General features: G+C 70.1%; 14 protein-coding genes. All 14 read right to left on the bottom strand.

Annotated elements, in window-relative coordinates; translation table 11 throughout:
* Nucleotides 1–48 precede the first annotated feature (48 nt).
* Nucleotides 49–342 (bottom strand): formate dehydrogenase subunit delta, encoded by a 294-nt coding sequence (locus AC3WSN_RS19190; protein WP_192709898.1) that lies wholly within the window; start codon nt 340–342, stop codon nt 49–51.
* A gap of 9 nt (nt 343–351) precedes the next feature.
* On the bottom strand, nt 352–3,213 hold the full coding sequence (gene fdhF, locus AC3WSN_RS19195) for a formate dehydrogenase subunit alpha (protein WP_492540060.1): 2,862 nt from the start codon (nt 3,211–3,213) through the stop codon (nt 352–354).
* A gap of 10 nt (nt 3,214–3,223) precedes the next feature.
* On the bottom strand, nt 3,224–4,783 hold the full coding sequence (locus tag AC3WSN_RS19200) for a formate dehydrogenase beta subunit (protein WP_492540062.1): 1,560 nt from the start codon (nt 4,781–4,783) through the stop codon (nt 3,224–3,226).
* A complete protein-coding gene (locus AC3WSN_RS19205; protein ID WP_492540064.1) occupies nt 4,780–5,253 on the bottom strand; it encodes a formate dehydrogenase subunit gamma in 474 nt (157 codons plus the stop codon). The genes AC3WSN_RS19200 and AC3WSN_RS19205 overlap by 4 nt, the downstream gene beginning before the upstream one ends.
* A gap of 322 nt (nt 5,254–5,575) precedes the next feature.
* Complete coding sequence (locus AC3WSN_RS19210) at nt 5,576–6,232, bottom strand: glutathione S-transferase family protein (protein ID WP_492540066.1); 657 nt, start codon at nt 6,230–6,232, stop codon at nt 5,576–5,578.
* 96 nt (nt 6,233–6,328) lie between these two features.
* Nucleotides 6,329–6,793, bottom strand: coding sequence for a cytochrome c-type biogenesis protein (locus AC3WSN_RS19215; RefSeq protein ID WP_492540068.1), 465 nt, complete (start codon nt 6,791–6,793; stop codon nt 6,329–6,331).
* The gene (locus AC3WSN_RS19220; protein ID WP_192709892.1) at nt 6,793–8,793 is read right to left on the bottom strand and encodes a heme lyase CcmF/NrfE family subunit; all 2,001 of its coding nucleotides are present in this window, start codon (nt 8,791–8,793) and stop codon (nt 6,793–6,795) included. The genes AC3WSN_RS19215 and AC3WSN_RS19220 overlap by 1 nt, the downstream gene beginning before the upstream one ends.
* Before the next feature lie 10 nt (nt 8,794–8,803).
* Nucleotides 8,804–9,316, bottom strand: coding sequence for a cytochrome c maturation protein CcmE (ccmE, locus tag AC3WSN_RS19225; RefSeq protein WP_192709891.1), 513 nt, complete (start codon nt 9,314–9,316; stop codon nt 8,804–8,806).
* A gap of 181 nt (nt 9,317–9,497) precedes the next feature.
* Nucleotides 9,498–10,979, bottom strand: a complete 1,482-nt coding sequence (gene ccmI, locus AC3WSN_RS19230; protein ID WP_492540071.1) for a c-type cytochrome biogenesis protein CcmI — start codon at nt 10,977–10,979, stop codon at nt 9,498–9,500.
* A 224-nt stretch (nt 10,980–11,203) separates the two neighbouring features.
* The gene (locus AC3WSN_RS19235) at nt 11,204–12,622 is read right to left on the bottom strand and encodes an ATP-binding protein (protein ID WP_192709889.1); all 1,419 of its coding nucleotides are present in this window, start codon (nt 12,620–12,622) and stop codon (nt 11,204–11,206) included.
* Between the two features lie 15 nt (nt 12,623–12,637).
* Entirely contained in the window at nt 12,638–13,789 is a 1,152-nt protein-coding gene (locus AC3WSN_RS19240) for a 2-methylaconitate cis-trans isomerase PrpF family protein (RefSeq protein ID WP_492543173.1), read from the bottom strand.
* Nucleotides 13,790–13,794: 5 nt separating this feature from the next.
* Nucleotides 13,795–14,472, bottom strand: coding sequence for a response regulator transcription factor (locus AC3WSN_RS19245; RefSeq protein ID WP_192709888.1), 678 nt, complete (start codon nt 14,470–14,472; stop codon nt 13,795–13,797).
* Between the two features lie 35 nt (nt 14,473–14,507).
* The gene (locus AC3WSN_RS19250; RefSeq protein WP_492540073.1) at nt 14,508–14,879 is read right to left on the bottom strand and encodes a PepSY domain-containing protein; all 372 of its coding nucleotides are present in this window, start codon (nt 14,877–14,879) and stop codon (nt 14,508–14,510) included.
* A 133-nt stretch (nt 14,880–15,012) separates the two neighbouring features.
* Complete coding sequence (locus tag AC3WSN_RS19255; RefSeq protein ID WP_492540075.1) at nt 15,013–15,303, bottom strand: hypothetical protein; 291 nt, start codon at nt 15,301–15,303, stop codon at nt 15,013–15,015.

The raw sequence follows: 15,303 nt of genomic DNA on the forward strand, positions 1-15,303 counted from the left end.
CCCGCGGAGGGGCCCAAGTCTCGAACTCTACGTACTTTGGCTCCGGTCTCAGCCCGCGTCGCTGGCGCCGGCTCCGGCGAGTTGCGGATCCCGGGTGGCCGGGCGCACCGGGCTGTCGGCCGCCGGCTCCGCGCCGTGCAACGCCCGCCGCACGTAGCTGTCGACCCGGTCGCCCTGTTCCGGCAGGGCGGCCTCGAGATGCGCGATCATCTTGGGCGTCCAGAACGCCTTGATGTGCTTCTGGATTCCGGCCACCGCCTCCTCCTCCGGGTAGGACCGGAAGAAGGTGGCGATCTGGTTGGCCATGCGGACGAGCTTGTCCGCCTGTGTCACGGCACTCATCGGGTACTCTTACTCTGCCGCATCCAGGGTCTGGGCGATCCGGGTCAGGGAGAAGTCCTCCTCGTAGAACTTCGCCTGCCAGTCGGAGGGCCGGTTGGTCCGCCGGACCTGCACCGCCGTCACCTTGTACTCGGGGCAGTTGGTCGCCCAGTCCGAGTAGTCCGTGGTGATGACGTTGGCGCCGGTCTTGGCGTGGTGGAAGGTGGTGTAGACCACGCCGGGCTGCATCCGCTCGGAGACCTTGGCCTTGAGGGCGATGTCGCCGGATCGGCTCTCCAGCGAGACCAGATCGCCGTCGACGATGCCGCGCAGCTCCGCGTCGAACGGGTGGATCTCCAGCACGTCCTCCTCGTGCCAGCGCGAATTCTCGGTGCGCCGCGTCTGCGCGCCGACATTGTACTGGGACAGGATCCGGCCCGTGGTCAGGATCAGCGGGAACTTCGCCCCCGTCCGCTCCTCGGTGGCCACGAACTCGGTGATCATGAACCGGCCCTTGCCCCGGACGAACCGGTCCACGTGCATCATCGGTGTGCCGAGCGGCGCCTTCTCGTTGCAGGGCCACTGCACCGAGCCGAGCTCGTCGAGCTTGGCGTAGGAGACGCCGGTGAAGCTCGGGGTGAGCCGGGCGATCTCGTCCATGATCTCGGACGGGTGGCTGTAGTTCATCGGGTAGCCGAGCGCGTTGGAGAGCAGCACCGTGCCCTCCCAGTCGCCGTAGCCACCCATCGGGGCCATAACCTTGCGGACCCGCGAGATGCGGCGCTCGGCGTTGGTGAAGGTCCCGTCTTTCTCGAGGAACGAGGCGCCCGGCAGGAAGACGTGGGCGTACTTGGCGGTCTCGTTCAGGAACAGGTCCTGGACGACGATGCATTCCATCGCCATCAGGCCCGAGGTCACGTGGTGCGTGTCGGGGTCGGACTGCGCGATGTCCTCGCCCTGGATGTACATGCCCTTGAAGCTGCCCTCGACGGCCTCATCAAGCATGTTGGTGATGCGCAGGCCCGGGGCGTTGTCGAGCTTGGCACCCCAGATCGCCTCGAAGCTCTCGCGGGTGGCGTCGTCCGAGACGTGGCGGTAGCCCGTGAGCTCGTGCGGGAACGAGCCCATGTCGCAGGAGCCCTGCACGTTGTTCTGGCCGCGCAACGGGTTCACGCCCGCGCCGAGCTTGCCGATGTTGCCGGTAGCCATGGCGATGTTGGCCATGCCCATGACCATGGTCGAGCCCTGGCTGTGCTCGGTGACGCCGAGGCCATAGTAGATGCCGGCCGCACCGCCCTTGGCGTAGAGCCGGGCCGCGCCGCGGACATCCGCCGGGTCGAGGCCGGTGAACTGCTGCTGCGCCTCCGGGGAGTGCCGCTCGTCGGCGATGAACCGGGCCCAGGACTCGAACTCGGCGAGGTCGCAGCGCTCGCGGACATAGGCCTCGTCGATCAGCCCCTCGGTGACGATCACGTGCGCCAGCGAGTTGATAAAGGCGACGTTGGAGCCGGGCTTCAGCGGCAGATGGTAATCGGCCTTGATGTGGGCCGACTTCACCAGGTCGATTTTGCGCGGATCGGCGACGATCAGCTTGGCGCCCTGGCGCAGGCGCTTCTTCATGCGCGACCCGAAGACCGGATGGCCGTCGGTCGGGTTGGCGCCGATCACCAGGATCACGTCGGAATGCTCGACCGACTTGAAGTCCTGGGTGCCGGCCGAGGTGCCGAGCGTCGACATCAGGCCGTAGCCGGTCGGCGAGTGGCAGACGCGGGCGCAGGTATCGACGTTGTTGTTGCCGAAGGCGGCGCGCACGAGCTTCTGGACGAGGTAGGCCTCCTCGTTGGTGCAGCGCGACGAGGTGATGCCGCCGACCGAATCCTTGCCGTACTTGGCCTGGATCCGCTTGAACTCGGAGGCGGCCCGGTCGATCGCCTCTTCCCACGACACCTCGCGCCACGGATCCGTGATCTTCTCGCGGATCATCGGCTTGGTGATGCGGTCCTTGTGGGTGGCGTAGCCGTAGGCGAAGCGACCCTTCACGCAGCTATGGCCCTCGTTGGCCTTGCCGCCCTTGTAGGGAACCATGCGGACGACGCGCTCGCCCTGCATCTCGGCCTTGAACGAGCAGCCGACGCCGCAATAGGCGCAGGTCGTGACCTCCGCGTGCTCGGGCTGACCGTATTCGTGGATCGACTTCTCCTGCAGCGTCGCGGTCGGGCACGCCTGCACGCAGGCCCCGCAGGACACGCACTCGGATTCGAAGAAGTTGGTCGGGCCGGCCGCCACGCGGCTGTCGAAGCCGCGGCCCGCGATGGTCAGCGCGAAGGTGCCCTGCACCTCCTCGCAGGCGCGGACGCAGCGGTTGCAGACGATGCACTTCGACGGGTCGTAGGTGAAGTACGGGTTCGACTCGTCCTTCGGCAGGTATTTTTCCGCCGTCGGCGCGACGTGATTGTCGCCCTCGTAGCCGTAGCGCACGTCGCGCAGGCCCACGATTCCGGCCATGTCCTGCAGCTCGCAATCGCCGTTGGCCGCGCAGGTCAGGCAGGTCAGCGGGTGGTCGGAGATGTAGAGCTCCATCACGCCCTTGCGGAGCTTGGCGAGCTTCTCGTTCTGCGTGTGCACCACCATGCCGTTCTCGGCCGGGGTCGTGCAGGAGGCCGGCGTGCCGCGGCGTCCCTCGATCTCCACGAGGCAGAGCCGGCAGGAGCCGAACGGCTCCAGTGAGTCGGTGGCGCAGAGCTTCGGGATCTGCGTCCCGGCATGCATCGCTGCCGCCATCACCGAGGTGCCGGCCGGCACCGTCACCGACATGCCGTCGATCGTCAGCGTCACCGTCTGCTCGCTGACGCGGATCGGCGTGCCGTAGTCGATCTCCTTGATCAGGCCCATCGACGTCTCCTCACTCGGCCGCGGCCGGCAGATCGCCGGCGCGCCTGAAATCCTCGGGAAAGTGCGTGATCGCGCTCATGACGGGCATCGGCGTGAGCCCGCCCATGGCGCAGAGCGACCCGTCGGTCATGACCTCGCAGAGGTCCTCGACCAGCTTCAGGTTCGCGTCCGGCCGGATGCCGGCGATCACCTTGTCCATGGTCTCGACGCCGCGGGTCGCGCCGATGCGGCAGGGGGTGCACTTGCCGCACGATTCGGTGGCGCAGAACTCGAAGGCGAAGCGGGCTTGGGCGGCCATGTCGACGGTGTCGTCGAACACCACGATGCCGCCGTGGCCGACGAGGCCCTTCTTGGCCGCCATCGCCTCGTAATCGAGGGGCGTATCGAGGAGATGATCGGGGAAGTAGGCCCCGAGCGGCCCGCCGACCTGCACGGCCCGGACCGGCCGGCCCGAGCGGGTGCCGCCGCCGAAATCCTCGATGACCTGCCGGAGGGTGATGCCGAAGGCCATCTCGATCAGGCCGCCGTGCTTGATGTTGCCGGCGAGCTGGATCGGCAGGGTGCCGAGCGACCGGCCCATGCCGTAATCGGCGTAGGCCCTGGCGCCGTTCTCCAGGATCCACGGCACGGCCGTGAAGGTCATGACGTTGTTGACCAGCGTCGGCTTGCCGAGGAAGCCCTTGAGCGCCGGGATCGGCGGCTTGGCCCGCACGATGCCGCGCTTGCCCTCGAGGCTCTCCAGCAGCGAGGTCTCCTCACCGCAGATGTAGGCGCCGGCGCCGAGGCGCACTTCCAGGTGGAAGCTCTTGTCCGAGCCCAGGATGTTGTCGCCGAGCATGCCCGCCGTCACGCCGTTGGCGATCGCCTCCTTGAGGGTGGCGAAGGCCTGCGGGTACTCGGAGCGGAGATAGATGTAGCCGCGGGTGGCGCCGGTCGCGACGCCCGCGATGGTCATGCCCTCGATGAGGTTGAAGGGGTCGCCCTCCATCATCATCCGATCGGCGAAGGTGCCGGAATCGCCCTCGTCGGCGTTGCAGACCACGTATTTCTGGTCCGCCTTGGCGAGCATCACGGTGTTCCACTTGATGCCGGCCGGGAAGCCGGCACCGCCCCGGCCGCGCAGGCCGGAATCGCGCACCGCCGCCACGATGCCCTCGGCATCGAGCTTCAGGGCGGCCTCCAGGCCGCGATAGCCGCCATGGGCGCGGTAATCCTCGACGGAGACCGGGTCGATCACGCCGCAGCGGTGGAAGGTCAGGCGCTGCTGCCGGGCGAGGTAGGGGATCTTCTCCGGATCGCCGAGGCGCAGGGCGTGGTCGCCGCCCGTGGTCAGGCCGGCATCCAGCAGGGCGTCGACATCCTTGACCGTCACCGGCCCGTAGGCGACGCGCCCCTCAGGCGTGCCGACCTCGACCATCGGCTCCAGCCAGAACAGGCCGCGGGAGCCGGTCCGGACGATGGTGACGTCCAGACCGCGGCGCTCGGCGCCCGCGAAGAAGGCGCGGGCGACCTTGTTGGCGCCGAGGCCGAGGGCGACGGCGTCGCGCGGAACGTAGAGCGTGACGCTCACTGGCGCACCTCCGTCAGGGCAGCTTCGAGGGCGTCGGCGGTCAGGTGCGCGACCGGCTCACCGTCGACCAGCGCGGCGGGACCGTTGGCGCAGAGACCGAGGCAGTAGACCGGCTCGACCGTGGTGCTGCCGTCGGCGGTGGTCTCGTGCCAGCCGCAGCCGAGGCGGCCGAGGATCTCGCGGTGCAGCCTGTCGGAGCCCATGGCCTGGCAGGCTTCGGCCCGGCACAGCTTCACCTCGTGGCGGCCGGCGGGGTGGGCGCGGAAGTCGTGGTAGAAGGTGATGCAGCCGTGCACCTCGGCGCGCGACAGGTTCAGCGCGTCCGCGATCAGCGGCACGGCGCCGGAATCCACGTAGCCGAAGGTTTCCTGCAGTGCGTGCAGGATCGGCAGCGTGGCCCCTTCAAGATGCGTATGTTCGGCGATGATCCCGGTGGCGCGCTCCGCGCTCCAGGGCTCGTGACGCGCCATGGTTCCCAGCCCAGTCTGTTCCTGTTCTAATGCGAAGAGGAACAGAAATGCCGAATGGCTTCAATCGAGCTGTCCGGTTGGGCGACAAAGGACGTTTGTCGAGCTGTAACGCGTCGGCGGCGGCGGCAGGCACGTTCCGTTAACGTGTTGCTGTAGCGCGGCTTTTCAAATCTCCTCAGCAATCAGAATTTTTTGCGTGCATCGCAACATAGATTTGTGCCCTGCAAGAAATTGCATTCCTAACACCCGGTCCTGACAGTCCGGGCTGAGCCTGCCGTCCTTGCAAGCGCAGGCGCGCTCCCAGACAGAAGGCCTGGCCGCGTCAGAATTCCATCTCCAGTTCCTCGATCTCGTCCGGCTCGTCGGCCGCGGCCTCGGCCCACTCGACCATCAGCGGCCAGTGCAGGATCGTGTCGCGGTAGGCGGCGGCCCGGGGCGGCAGCGCGACGTCGTAGGTGCGGAAGCGCGTGCAGACCGGCGCGTACATGGCGTCGGCCAGGCACGGCTTGGCGCCGAACAGGAACGGTCCCTCGTACCGGTCGAGGCAGTCATCGAAGATCGTGATGATGCGCTCGATATCGGCCTTCGCGCCGTTGAACACGCGGAACGCCGGGTGGAAGGCGCGCAGGTTCATCGGCAGGGCCGAGCGCAGGTTGACGAAGCCGGAATGCATCTCGCCGGAGATCGACCGGCAATGGGCGCGCTCCGCGACGTTGCCGGGCAGGAAGCCGGCTTCCGGGAAAGTCTCGGCGAGATACTCGGCGATGGCCAGCGTATCCCAGACGACCACGTCGCCGTGGCGCAGGCGCGGCACCAGGAAGGACGGCGACAGGTGCAGCAGCTCGGCCCGGCTGGTGGCGTCGGTGCCGGACAGGACCTCGGTCTCGAAATCGAGACCCGCCATCCGGCAGATCAGCCAGCCTCGCAGGGACCAGGAGGAATAGTTGCGGCTCGAAATGGTGAGCGTAGCGGCCGTCATCGTCCAACCCCGGGCGCGTCGCCGATCATGCGGTCTGCGGAGCCCGATCCAAGACTCGTGCCGAGTAAAGCAGGCGCATCACGATTTCGCCCGATTCTACTCCCGTCGCAGCAGCGCCGCGACCTCCGCCTCCTCGGAGGGCGACAGGGTCCGGACCGGCGCCGCCGGCCGACGGCGCGCAAGGCGCCAGATCCCCAACCCGCCGAGCAGCACCGCCAGAACAGGCGTCAGCCACAGCAGCAAAGTGTGCAGAGCGAAGACCGGACGCAGCAGCACGAACTCGCCGTAGCGAGCCACGACGTAGTCACGCACCGCCGTGTCGCTGTCGCCCTTCTCCAGCCGCTCGCGGACGATCAGGCGCAGATCCTTGGCGAGGGGCGCGTCGGAATCATCGATCGACTGGTTCTGGCAGACCAGGCAGCGCAGCTCGGCCGAGATCTCCCGGGCGCGGTGCTCCAGGGCCGGATCCTTCAGCACTTCGTCAGGCTGGACGGCGTGGACGGGAAGCGATGCTAGCAGGGCGAGCGCCAGCACCGTGAGTCGGATCGAGCGGCTCGCCATCACTCGGCCGGCACCGCGGCCGGGAGCGGCCGGGCCTTCGCCTTGGCGGGGACGCCCACGCGCATCCGACGATCGGTGAGCGAGAGCCCGCCGCCCAGCGCCATCACCACGGCCCCGAGCCAGATCAGCAGCACCAGCGGCTTGTAATACAGCCGCAGGCCGACGCCGCCGTCCTGGCTCATCTCGCCGAGGCTGGCGTAGACCTGGCTTGCACCGATCGTCAGCAGCCCGGATTCCGTCACCGCCATCTTGCGGCTCGGGTAGAAGCGCTTGCCGGTGTCCACGTGCCCGACCTCGTCACCGGAGCGGGTCCGGATCGTCAGGCTGGCGGCGGCCTCCTCGTAGTTGGGACCCTGGCGTGGGCCGACGCTGTCCAGGGTCGCCACGTAGGGCCCGGTCGCAAGGCTCTGGCCGGGCTTGAGGGTCGCCAGCCCTTCGGTAGCCCAGCCCTGGGCGGCGATGCCCAGCACCACGACGCCGACACCGGCATGGGCGAGCGCGGTGCCCCAGGCCGAGCGCGGCAGGCCGACGGCGCGGCGTCCGATCTGTCCGAGCGAGCGCGCCCGGCTGGCGCCGTAGCCGCGGGCCCGCGACACGATCTCCAGCGCGGAGCCGATCAGCAGGTAGGCACCGAGCCCGATTCCCACCGGCGCCATGACCGGGCCGCCCCAGGTCAGGGCCAGCACCGCGAAGCCGACGACCAGGGCCACCGCGAGCGCGGCGAACAGGCGCTGGGCGGCGGCGAGCACATCGCCGCGCTTCCAGGCGAGCGCCTGCCCGAAGGGCACGATCAGGAGGAGCGGGATCGCGAGCGGCACGAAGGTGGAGTTGAAGAAGGGCGGCCCAACCGTGATCTTCTCGCCGGTCAGCATCTCCAGCACCAGCGGGTAGAGGGTGCCGACCAGCACGGTGGCGCAAGCGGCCACCAGGAACAGGTTATTGAGGACGAGCGAGCCCTCGCGGGAGATCGGCGCGAACAGGCCGCCCTGCCGCAGCAGCGGCGCCCGCCACGCGAACAGCGTCAGCGAGCCGCCGATGAACAGCACCAGGATCGCCAGGATGAACACGCCGCGCGTCGGGTCGGTGGCGAAGGAATGCACCGAGGTGATCACGCCCGATCGGACCAGGAAGGTGCCGATCAGCGAGAGCGAGAAGGTCAGGATGGCGAGCAGAACCGTCCAGACCTTCAGGGCGTCGCGCTTCTCCATCACCACGGTGGAGTGTAGCAGCGCCGTTCCGGCGATCCACGGCATCAGGGAGGCGTTCTCCACCGGATCCCAGAACCACCAGCCGCCCCAGCCCAGTTCGTAATAGGCCCAGTAGGAGCCCATCGCGATGCCGAGGGTCAGGAAGCACCACGCCGTCAGCGTCCAGGGCCGCACCGCCCGCGCCCAGACGGCGTCGATGCGCCCGTCGATTAGCGCGGCCACCGCGAAGGCGAAGCTGATCGAGAAGCCGACATAGCCGACGTAGAGGAGCGGCGGGTGGATCGCGAGGCCCGGATCCTGCAGCAGCGGATTGAGGTCGTTGCCCTCGACCGGCGCCGGGATCACGCGGCTGAACGGGTTCGAGGTTGTGATGATGAACAGCAGGAAGACGAAGGTGATGAGCCCCTGCACGCCCAGCGTGCTGGCCCGCAGCCGCGGCGGCACGGAATTCCTGGCCGCCGCCACGCAGGCGCCGAACAGCGTGAGGATCAGGACCCAGAGGAGCATCGAGCCCTCGTGGTTCCCCCAGACGCCGGAGATCTTGTAGATCAGCGGCTTCTGCGTGTGCGAGTTCTCGACGACGTTCTGGACCGAGAAGTCGGACGTCACATGCGCCCAGGTCAGCGCCGCGAAGGCGAAGAGCACGCAGCCGAAGGCGCCCAGAGCCGCCTGCGAGGCGGTCTGGCGTAGGGCCGGGTCGCCGGTGCGCGCCGCCCAGATGGGCATTACCATCTGGACGAGAGAGATCGCGAGCGCGAGCGCGAGCGCGAAATGGCCGGTCTCAACGATCATGCCGGCTTCCTCACCGCTCGCTGCGGGGACCGAGCGTCCCGTCGGCCGAGGCGGTCGCCGGCTTCGGGGCGGGCCCGCCCTTGTTCGGGCCGCCCTCCTGCCAGCGCCCCTGCGCCTTCAGGGCGTCGGCGACCTCGCGGGGCATGTAGGATTCGTCGTGCTTGGCGAGCACCGTGTCGGCGCGGAACCGACCGCCCGGCTCCAAGACACCTTCGGTGACCACGCCCTGTCCCTCGCGGAACAGGTCCGGCAGCAGGCCCTTGTACTGGACCTCGACGGTGGCGTTGGTGTCGGTCACGGCGAAGTCCACGACCTGGTCTGGCCCGCGCTTCACCGATCCGTCCTTCACGAGGCCGCCGAGACGCAGGCGGGTGCCGGGCGTGATGCCCTGCAGGGCGATGTCGGACGGCGAGCGGAAGAACACGATCGACCCGCTCATGGCGTACAGGATCAGCCCCACGGCGAGCGCCAGCACGCTGCCGCAGGCGGCGATCAGGATCAGGCGGCGTTTCTTACGCGTCACGATGCGTCCACCCCGCGATTCGGCGGGCGAGGATCCGCCCAGGTCCGAACCGTTCTCATTCTACACTCCAGGGTGTCGGCTCCGCACGGGCGCGGGTCAAGGGCAGGCGTCGAGACCGATTGTCGTACAGCCGACGCCGCTGCGGACACCGCGCGACCTTGTGGCACCGGGGGTTGCCGGGTTAGGGACTGGCCTTGGCGGGCAAGTCGAGCTCCCGGGCGAGCCCGTCGAGCCGCGCCACCGCCTCGCTGTTGGCGGCGAGCGCCATCCGCGCGCGGTTGAGGGCCTTCGTCGCCTGATCGCGCTCGCCAAGGACGGTGTAGGAGCGCACGAGGCGCAGCCAATCGTCCGGCGTGCCGCCCCGGGCCGCGAGGCGCCGGTCGAGGCTCTCGACCATGCCGCGGATGGCGGCGTCGCGCTCGGCCGGCGGCATGTCGCGCACGGCCGCCATCGCGGCCCCCGTCTCGGCCTGGGCAACCAGTCCGGACGCGGCCGGCGCCCCCGCGGATGCACCGGCTTCAAGGCCGAGATCGCGGGCGCCCTGCTCCACCTGAGCAAGTCTCTGTGGATCGTTCGCCAGTGCGGTGCGGGCGCGGGCCAGGGCCGCGACGGCCTGATCGCGGTCGCCCAGCACGGTCCGGGACCGGATCAGCCGCAGCCACTCGTCGGGCGTGCCGCCGCTGGCCTTCAGCCGGGCATCGAGGCCGTCGACCATGCCGCGGATCGCCGCCTGCTGCTCAGCCGGAATCTGGGGGGCCGCCTTGGGTTCTGCGGCGGGCGGAGGCGGCTCTCCCTTCAGGCGGGCGAGCGTCTGGCGGACCACCCCGAGCCAGGGGGCATCCGGCGGGCTCGCGGTTTCGAGGGTCGTGAGCTGGCGGATCGCCTCGCCGGTATCGCCGGCCTGCTCGGCCGCCCGCGCGAGGTAGAAGCGCGGCTTCGGCGCGTTCGGATCCTTGGCCTGCGCCTTCTCGAACAGGGCCTTGGCCTCGGGCGTGACGGTGCCGTCGCCCGCCGCCGTGAGGGCCTCGGCCTGATCGGCGAGGATGTCGGCGGTCTCGCCCTTCAGCCGCGCGATGTTCGCGTAGGCGCGGGCGGCATCGTCGAAGCGACCGGTGCGCATGTAGACCGGAGCCAGCACCGCCCAGCCCCGGGCGTCGTTCGGGTCGCGGGCGAGGCGCGCCTCGATCTGGCCCACCGCCTTCATCAGCTCGTCGGTGCCGCCGCGGGCCGCCGCGCGGTCGGCGGCGGTCTGGGCGGGCAGTTCCGGGGAGCCGTAGAGGCCGTAAGCGATCAGCGCCACGAGCGGGATGGTCGAGAGCGCGAAGGCCGAGGCCGCCCGGCGACGGCGCAGCCGCGGCTCGGCCGGGCGTGCCGCCTCGACCACGCCGGCATCCTCGGCCTCGAGCTGCGACTCGCGGCTCGCCCGCAGCAGGCGGCGCGCCGCTTCGGCCTTGGCCGACTCGGCCTCCTCCGGGGCGATCAGCCCGCGCTCCAGGTCGCGCCCGATCTCGGCGATCTGATCCTCGTAGAAGGCGGTCTCGGTGGCGATGGCGCTTCCGCCGGCCTCCCCGGTCGGCACGGAGGCGCGCCGCGACATCGGCCAGAGCAGGCCGAGCACGGCCGCCGCGGTCATGGCCGCCAGGATGAACCAGATCGCCGTCATCGAACCTTCGCCAGCAGGCCGGACCGGCCCGCACCTCTCCACACCATGTGGAGCCGACAGCGTGACGCCACGACGCCCCCCGGCGGCGGCACGGTGTCACGCAACTTCACCGCGATGACAAGGGCCGAGGGGGAACCACCCCTCAGCGTGCGCGCCGACAGCCCCGGTCAAAGCTTGTTGAACACGGCGGACCCCGGCCACCGGAGCCGCGGAGCATCCGGCTCTCAATGCGCCGTCGCGCCCACCGGCGCGTCGCCCGGAACCTCCAGCACGGCCCGCAGGCCGCCCAGAGCCGCCTGCTCCAGCGTGAAGTGACCCCGGTACAGCGCGGCGAGGTCGGCCACGATGGACAGGCCGAGGCCCGAGCCGGGCTTGGATTCGTCGAGCCGCCGGCCGCGGCCGAGCACAGCCTGGCGCGCCTCCGGCGGCAGGCCGGGGCCGTCATCCTCGATGGCGACGACGAGATGGGGATAATCGTCCTTGGATACCGCCTCGGCCCGGATCGCGACCCGGCCGTGCGCCCATTTCGAGGCGTTGTCGACGAGGTTGCCGACCATCTCCTCGAAATCCTGGCGTTCGCCGCGGAAGCGGAGGCCCGGAGGCACGTGGACGTCGTAGGCGATGTCCTTGTCGCGGTAGATCTTGCCGAAGGTGCGCACGAGGCCGGCCAAGGCCGGCTCGACTTCGGTCGAGGTGCCGAGCGTGCCGGCGAGCGCGGCGGCGCGGGCCCGGTCGAGATGGTAGTTGACCTGGTCGCGCATCACCGCGGCCTGCTCGCGGATCTTCTGGGCGAGTTCCTCCGGGGCATCGGAGGCGCCGACCTCGTTGACGATGATCGAGAGCGGCGTCTTCAGGGCATGGGCGAGGTTGCCGACCTGGGTGCGGGCGCGTTCCAGGATCTCGCGGTTGGTCTCGATCAGCAGATTCACCTCGCCGGTGAGCGGGGCGATGTCGCGCGGATAGGTGCCGGTGATGCGGTCGGCCTCGCCGCGGCGCACGGCGCCGAGCGCGGCGCGCATCTTCTTGAGCGGCGCCAGGCCGAACCGGATCTGCAGCAGGGTGGTGATCGCCAGCGACAGGCCGAGCAGGCCGAAGGTGATGGTCAGCGAATTGCGGAACCGGTCGACGTCGTTGACGATCTCGTCGGCCGGGCCGGCGACCCGGACCGTGTAGCGGCCCTCCTCGCCGAGATCGACGTCGCGCTCCATGATGCGCAGGAGGCGCCCGTCCTGCCCCTTGCCGTAGCCCTGGCGGATCTGACCGACCCCGACCTTGCCGTCCGAATCCGTCGCGGGCGGGAGCGGCACGCCGACGAGGGAGCGGGAGGTGCGCACGTCCCGCGGCTTCGCATCGGGCTTGCCGACCTGCCAGTACCAGCCGGACAGGGGCAGGTCGAAGCGCGGGTCGCCGAGCGAGAAGGTCCGGCTCTCGGGATCGTTGGGCGAGACGAGATCGGTGGCGAGGTTGTTGGCGAAGACGAGCAGCCGGCTGTCGAACGACCGCTCGGTGTTCTCGCGATAGAGGGTCGTGAGGATCCAGGCCGCGATCAGCAGGATCGCCGAACTGGCCAGGAACGCCGACACGGCGAGCCGCACCGCGATGGAGCGGCGGCGCAGAGAGAAGAGGCCGATGAGGTCGATCATGGATGCGTCGGTCGCTCAGACGGGCGGCGGTGCATCGTAGAACACCTCGCCCCGCATCAGCGGGCGCGCCGTGCGGAAGAACGAGCCGCGCTCCGCCCGCCAGCTTTCGCCATCCCGCGTGACGGTGGCATCGGCGGTGAGGATGCCCGACGGCATGCCGACCCGCAGGGCGGCGTCGGTGGGCCGCGCGGCTTCGTGGACGAGGCTGCCCTCGATCCGGGCGGCCACCGCGAGGCACAGGGTGGCGGTGAGCGGCAGGGCCTGATGAGGCACGCCGTTGGAGATTACCCGGGCGGTCAGGTCGATTTCGGCGGCGCGGATCGTCTCGCCGGAGAGGCTGCCGGAATCCCGCGGCGGCGCGACGAGGCCGACGAAGGGCACGTGGACGATGCGCGCCGCCGCCTCGAGGTCGGGCGCGATGCCCATCGCCACGGAGCCGGCGCGGCGGTTCCGCGCCAGCCGGTCGAGCAGGCCCGGCACCGCCTCCAGGGCGGCGGGCAGCTCGGTGCCGGCGAGCCCGAGATCGGCGGCGCGGACGAACACGCAGGCATTGGCGGCATCCACCAGCGAGGCCTCGATCGCGCCGAGATCCGGCACGTCGAGATGCTCACGGACGGCGCCGGTGGGCAGGAGCCGGCCGGTCGTGGCGCCGCCGGGATCGACGAAGTCCAGACGGATCGGCGCGCCGGTGCCGGTCACGCCGGGGATCGGAAGGTCTCCGCCATAGACCGCGCGGCCGCCCCGGACGGCGAAGCGCGCCTCGATCAGCTTGCGGGTGTTGGTGTTGTAGATCCGCAGCCGCACCGGGCCGTCCGGGACGTCGACGAGCCCCTCGTCGATCGCGAACGGTCCCACGGCCGAGAGCATGTTGCCGCAATTGCCCGAGAGGTCGATGCGGCCGTCGCGGACCACCACCTGCACGAAGGTGTAGTCGATGTCGGCGTCCGGCCGCGCGGAGCGCTCGACCACGCAGATCTTCGAGACCGACGAGACGCCCCCGCCCATGCCGTTGAGCTGCCGCCCGAACGGGTCGGGGCTGTCCATGGCGGAAAGGAAGACCGGCTCCCAGGCGGCGAGGTCACCCGGCACGTCCCGGCGGTGCAGCATCAGCGCCTTGCTGGTGCCGCCGCGCATGAACACGGCCGGCAGGGTGCCGGGCCCCGGCACGGCCGTCACACCCGCGCCGGCGGCTGGTTGGGATCCACGAGGTAGCCGAGGCCGCGCACGGTCTGGATCAGGTCGACCGCGAGCTTCTTGCGCAGGCGCCCGACGAACACCTCGATCGTGTTCGAGTCGCGATCGAAATCCTGGTCGTAGAGGTGCTCGGTCAGCTCGGCCCGGGAGACGACCCGGCCGGTATGGTGCATCAGGTAGGAGAGCAGCCGGTATTCGTGGCTCGTCAGCTTCACCTGGGCGCCGTCGACGAACACCTTGCCGGAGCGCGTGTCGAGGGTCACCGGCCCGCAGGCGATCTGGCTGGAGGCGTGCCCGGCGGCCCGGCGCAGGAGCGCGCGGACGCGCGCCATCAGCTCCTCCATGTGGAAGGGCTTGGTGACGTAGTCGTCGGCCCCGGCATCGAACCCGTCGACCTTGTCGGACCAGCGGTCCCGGGCGGTGAGGATGATCACCGGAGTCTTCACCCCGGCCCGGCGCCACTTCTGGAGCACGCTGACGCCGTCGGCCTTGGGCAGCCCCATGTCGAGGATGATGGCGTCGTATGGCTCGCTCTCGCCGAGATAGCCGCCCTCCTCGCCGTCATAGGCCTTGTCGGCGACGTAGCCGGCCTCCTCCAGCGCGGCGACCACCTGCCGGTTGATGTCCTTGTCATCCTCCACGACGAGCAGACGCACGGCTCACTCCATTCCAGGTCGGGTTAGGCGCCCGCTCAATATTGTCCCGCGACAGTGCCGGTGCGCGCATCGACAATCACGTGCACGAAATGCCCGTCCCGGCGCAAGGCGGTGAGCATGTAGACGAGCGTGTCTTCGTAACGGCACAGGCTCGCCCGCTGGATCTCGGCCCGGGGGATCACCGTGCGGGCCGCGCGGATCGCCGCCACGGGCGGGATCACCCGCCGCTCGCCGACCTCCTCGCGCATGTCGGCGGGCGACAGGCAGGCCTCGATCCGCAGCGGCGCCTGGCTGGAGACGGCGCCCGTCTGCGGGGCCGGCCCGTCATCGGCCATGGAGCCGAGGCCGCCCGCGGCGAGGGCCGCGGCGGTCAGGCTGATGGCAACCAGGGCGATGGTGTAGCGCATTGGCACGAGATGTGGGCCGCGGGCACTGAATGCGCCCTGAATACGTGGCTGTTGTTCCCTCGCGGTGGAGGCGGCGGGCTGACCGAAAGATCCTGTTCTGCGCGATAGGGCGGTGGGCGGCATCGTGCCGGCACTACGGCCCGGAACCCGGCTCGGTTCCCCCGCCGGCGCCGGTTCGCACAGGCAATGCAGGACGGGTCACGGAAACGGTCTCCCGGCGGGCTGCCGGCATCCCGGGTCGTGTCGGTTCGAGGCCGGCCGCGACAGGGGCGCGGCCGGCCAGCGCGGTCAGGACGGCGCCGTCCGATGACCAGCCGCGCGACCCGACCTGCGCACCCAGATCGAGCGCGAGGGCCAGAGCCGCCGCCCCGGAGGCGGCCAGCCAGAGGCGGTCGAGGATCTGATCCCACCGCAACAGGTGCAT

Source organism: Methylobacterium sp. FW102-HT35C08 (assembly GCF_058790235.1).

What these genes read in the sequence shown, in the direction of transcription:
- AC3WSN_RS19220 (WP_192709892.1), bottom strand. Translation starts at nt 8,793, where the DNA reads ATGATCGTTGAGACCGGCCATTTCGCGCTCGCGCTCGCGCTCGCGATC.
- AC3WSN_RS19190 (WP_192709898.1), bottom strand. Translation starts at nt 342, where the DNA reads ATGAGTGCCGTGACACAGGCGGACAAGCTCGTCCGCATGGCCAACCAG.
- AC3WSN_RS19255 (WP_492540075.1), bottom strand. Translation starts at nt 15,303, where the DNA reads ATGCACCTGTTGCGGTGGGATCAGATCCTCGACCGCCTCTGGCTGGCC.
- ccmI (WP_492540071.1), bottom strand. Translation starts at nt 10,979, where the DNA reads ATGACGGCGATCTGGTTCATCCTGGCGGCCATGACCGCGGCGGCCGTG.
- AC3WSN_RS19210 (WP_492540066.1), bottom strand. Translation starts at nt 6,232, where the DNA reads ATGACGGCCGCTACGCTCACCATTTCGAGCCGCAACTATTCCTCCTGG.
- AC3WSN_RS19250 (WP_492540073.1), bottom strand. Translation starts at nt 14,879, where the DNA reads ATGCGCTACACCATCGCCCTGGTTGCCATCAGCCTGACCGCCGCGGCC.
- AC3WSN_RS19215 (WP_492540068.1), bottom strand. Translation starts at nt 6,793, where the DNA reads ATGGCGAGCCGCTCGATCCGACTCACGGTGCTGGCGCTCGCCCTGCTA.
- fdhF (WP_492540060.1), bottom strand. Translation starts at nt 3,213, where the DNA reads ATGGGCCTGATCAAGGAGATCGACTACGGCACGCCGATCCGCGTCAGC.
- AC3WSN_RS19205 (WP_492540064.1), bottom strand. Translation starts at nt 5,253, where the DNA reads ATGGCGCGTCACGAGCCCTGGAGCGCGGAGCGCGCCACCGGGATCATC.
- AC3WSN_RS19235 (WP_192709889.1), bottom strand. Translation starts at nt 12,622, where the DNA reads ATGATCGACCTCATCGGCCTCTTCTCTCTGCGCCGCCGCTCCATCGCG.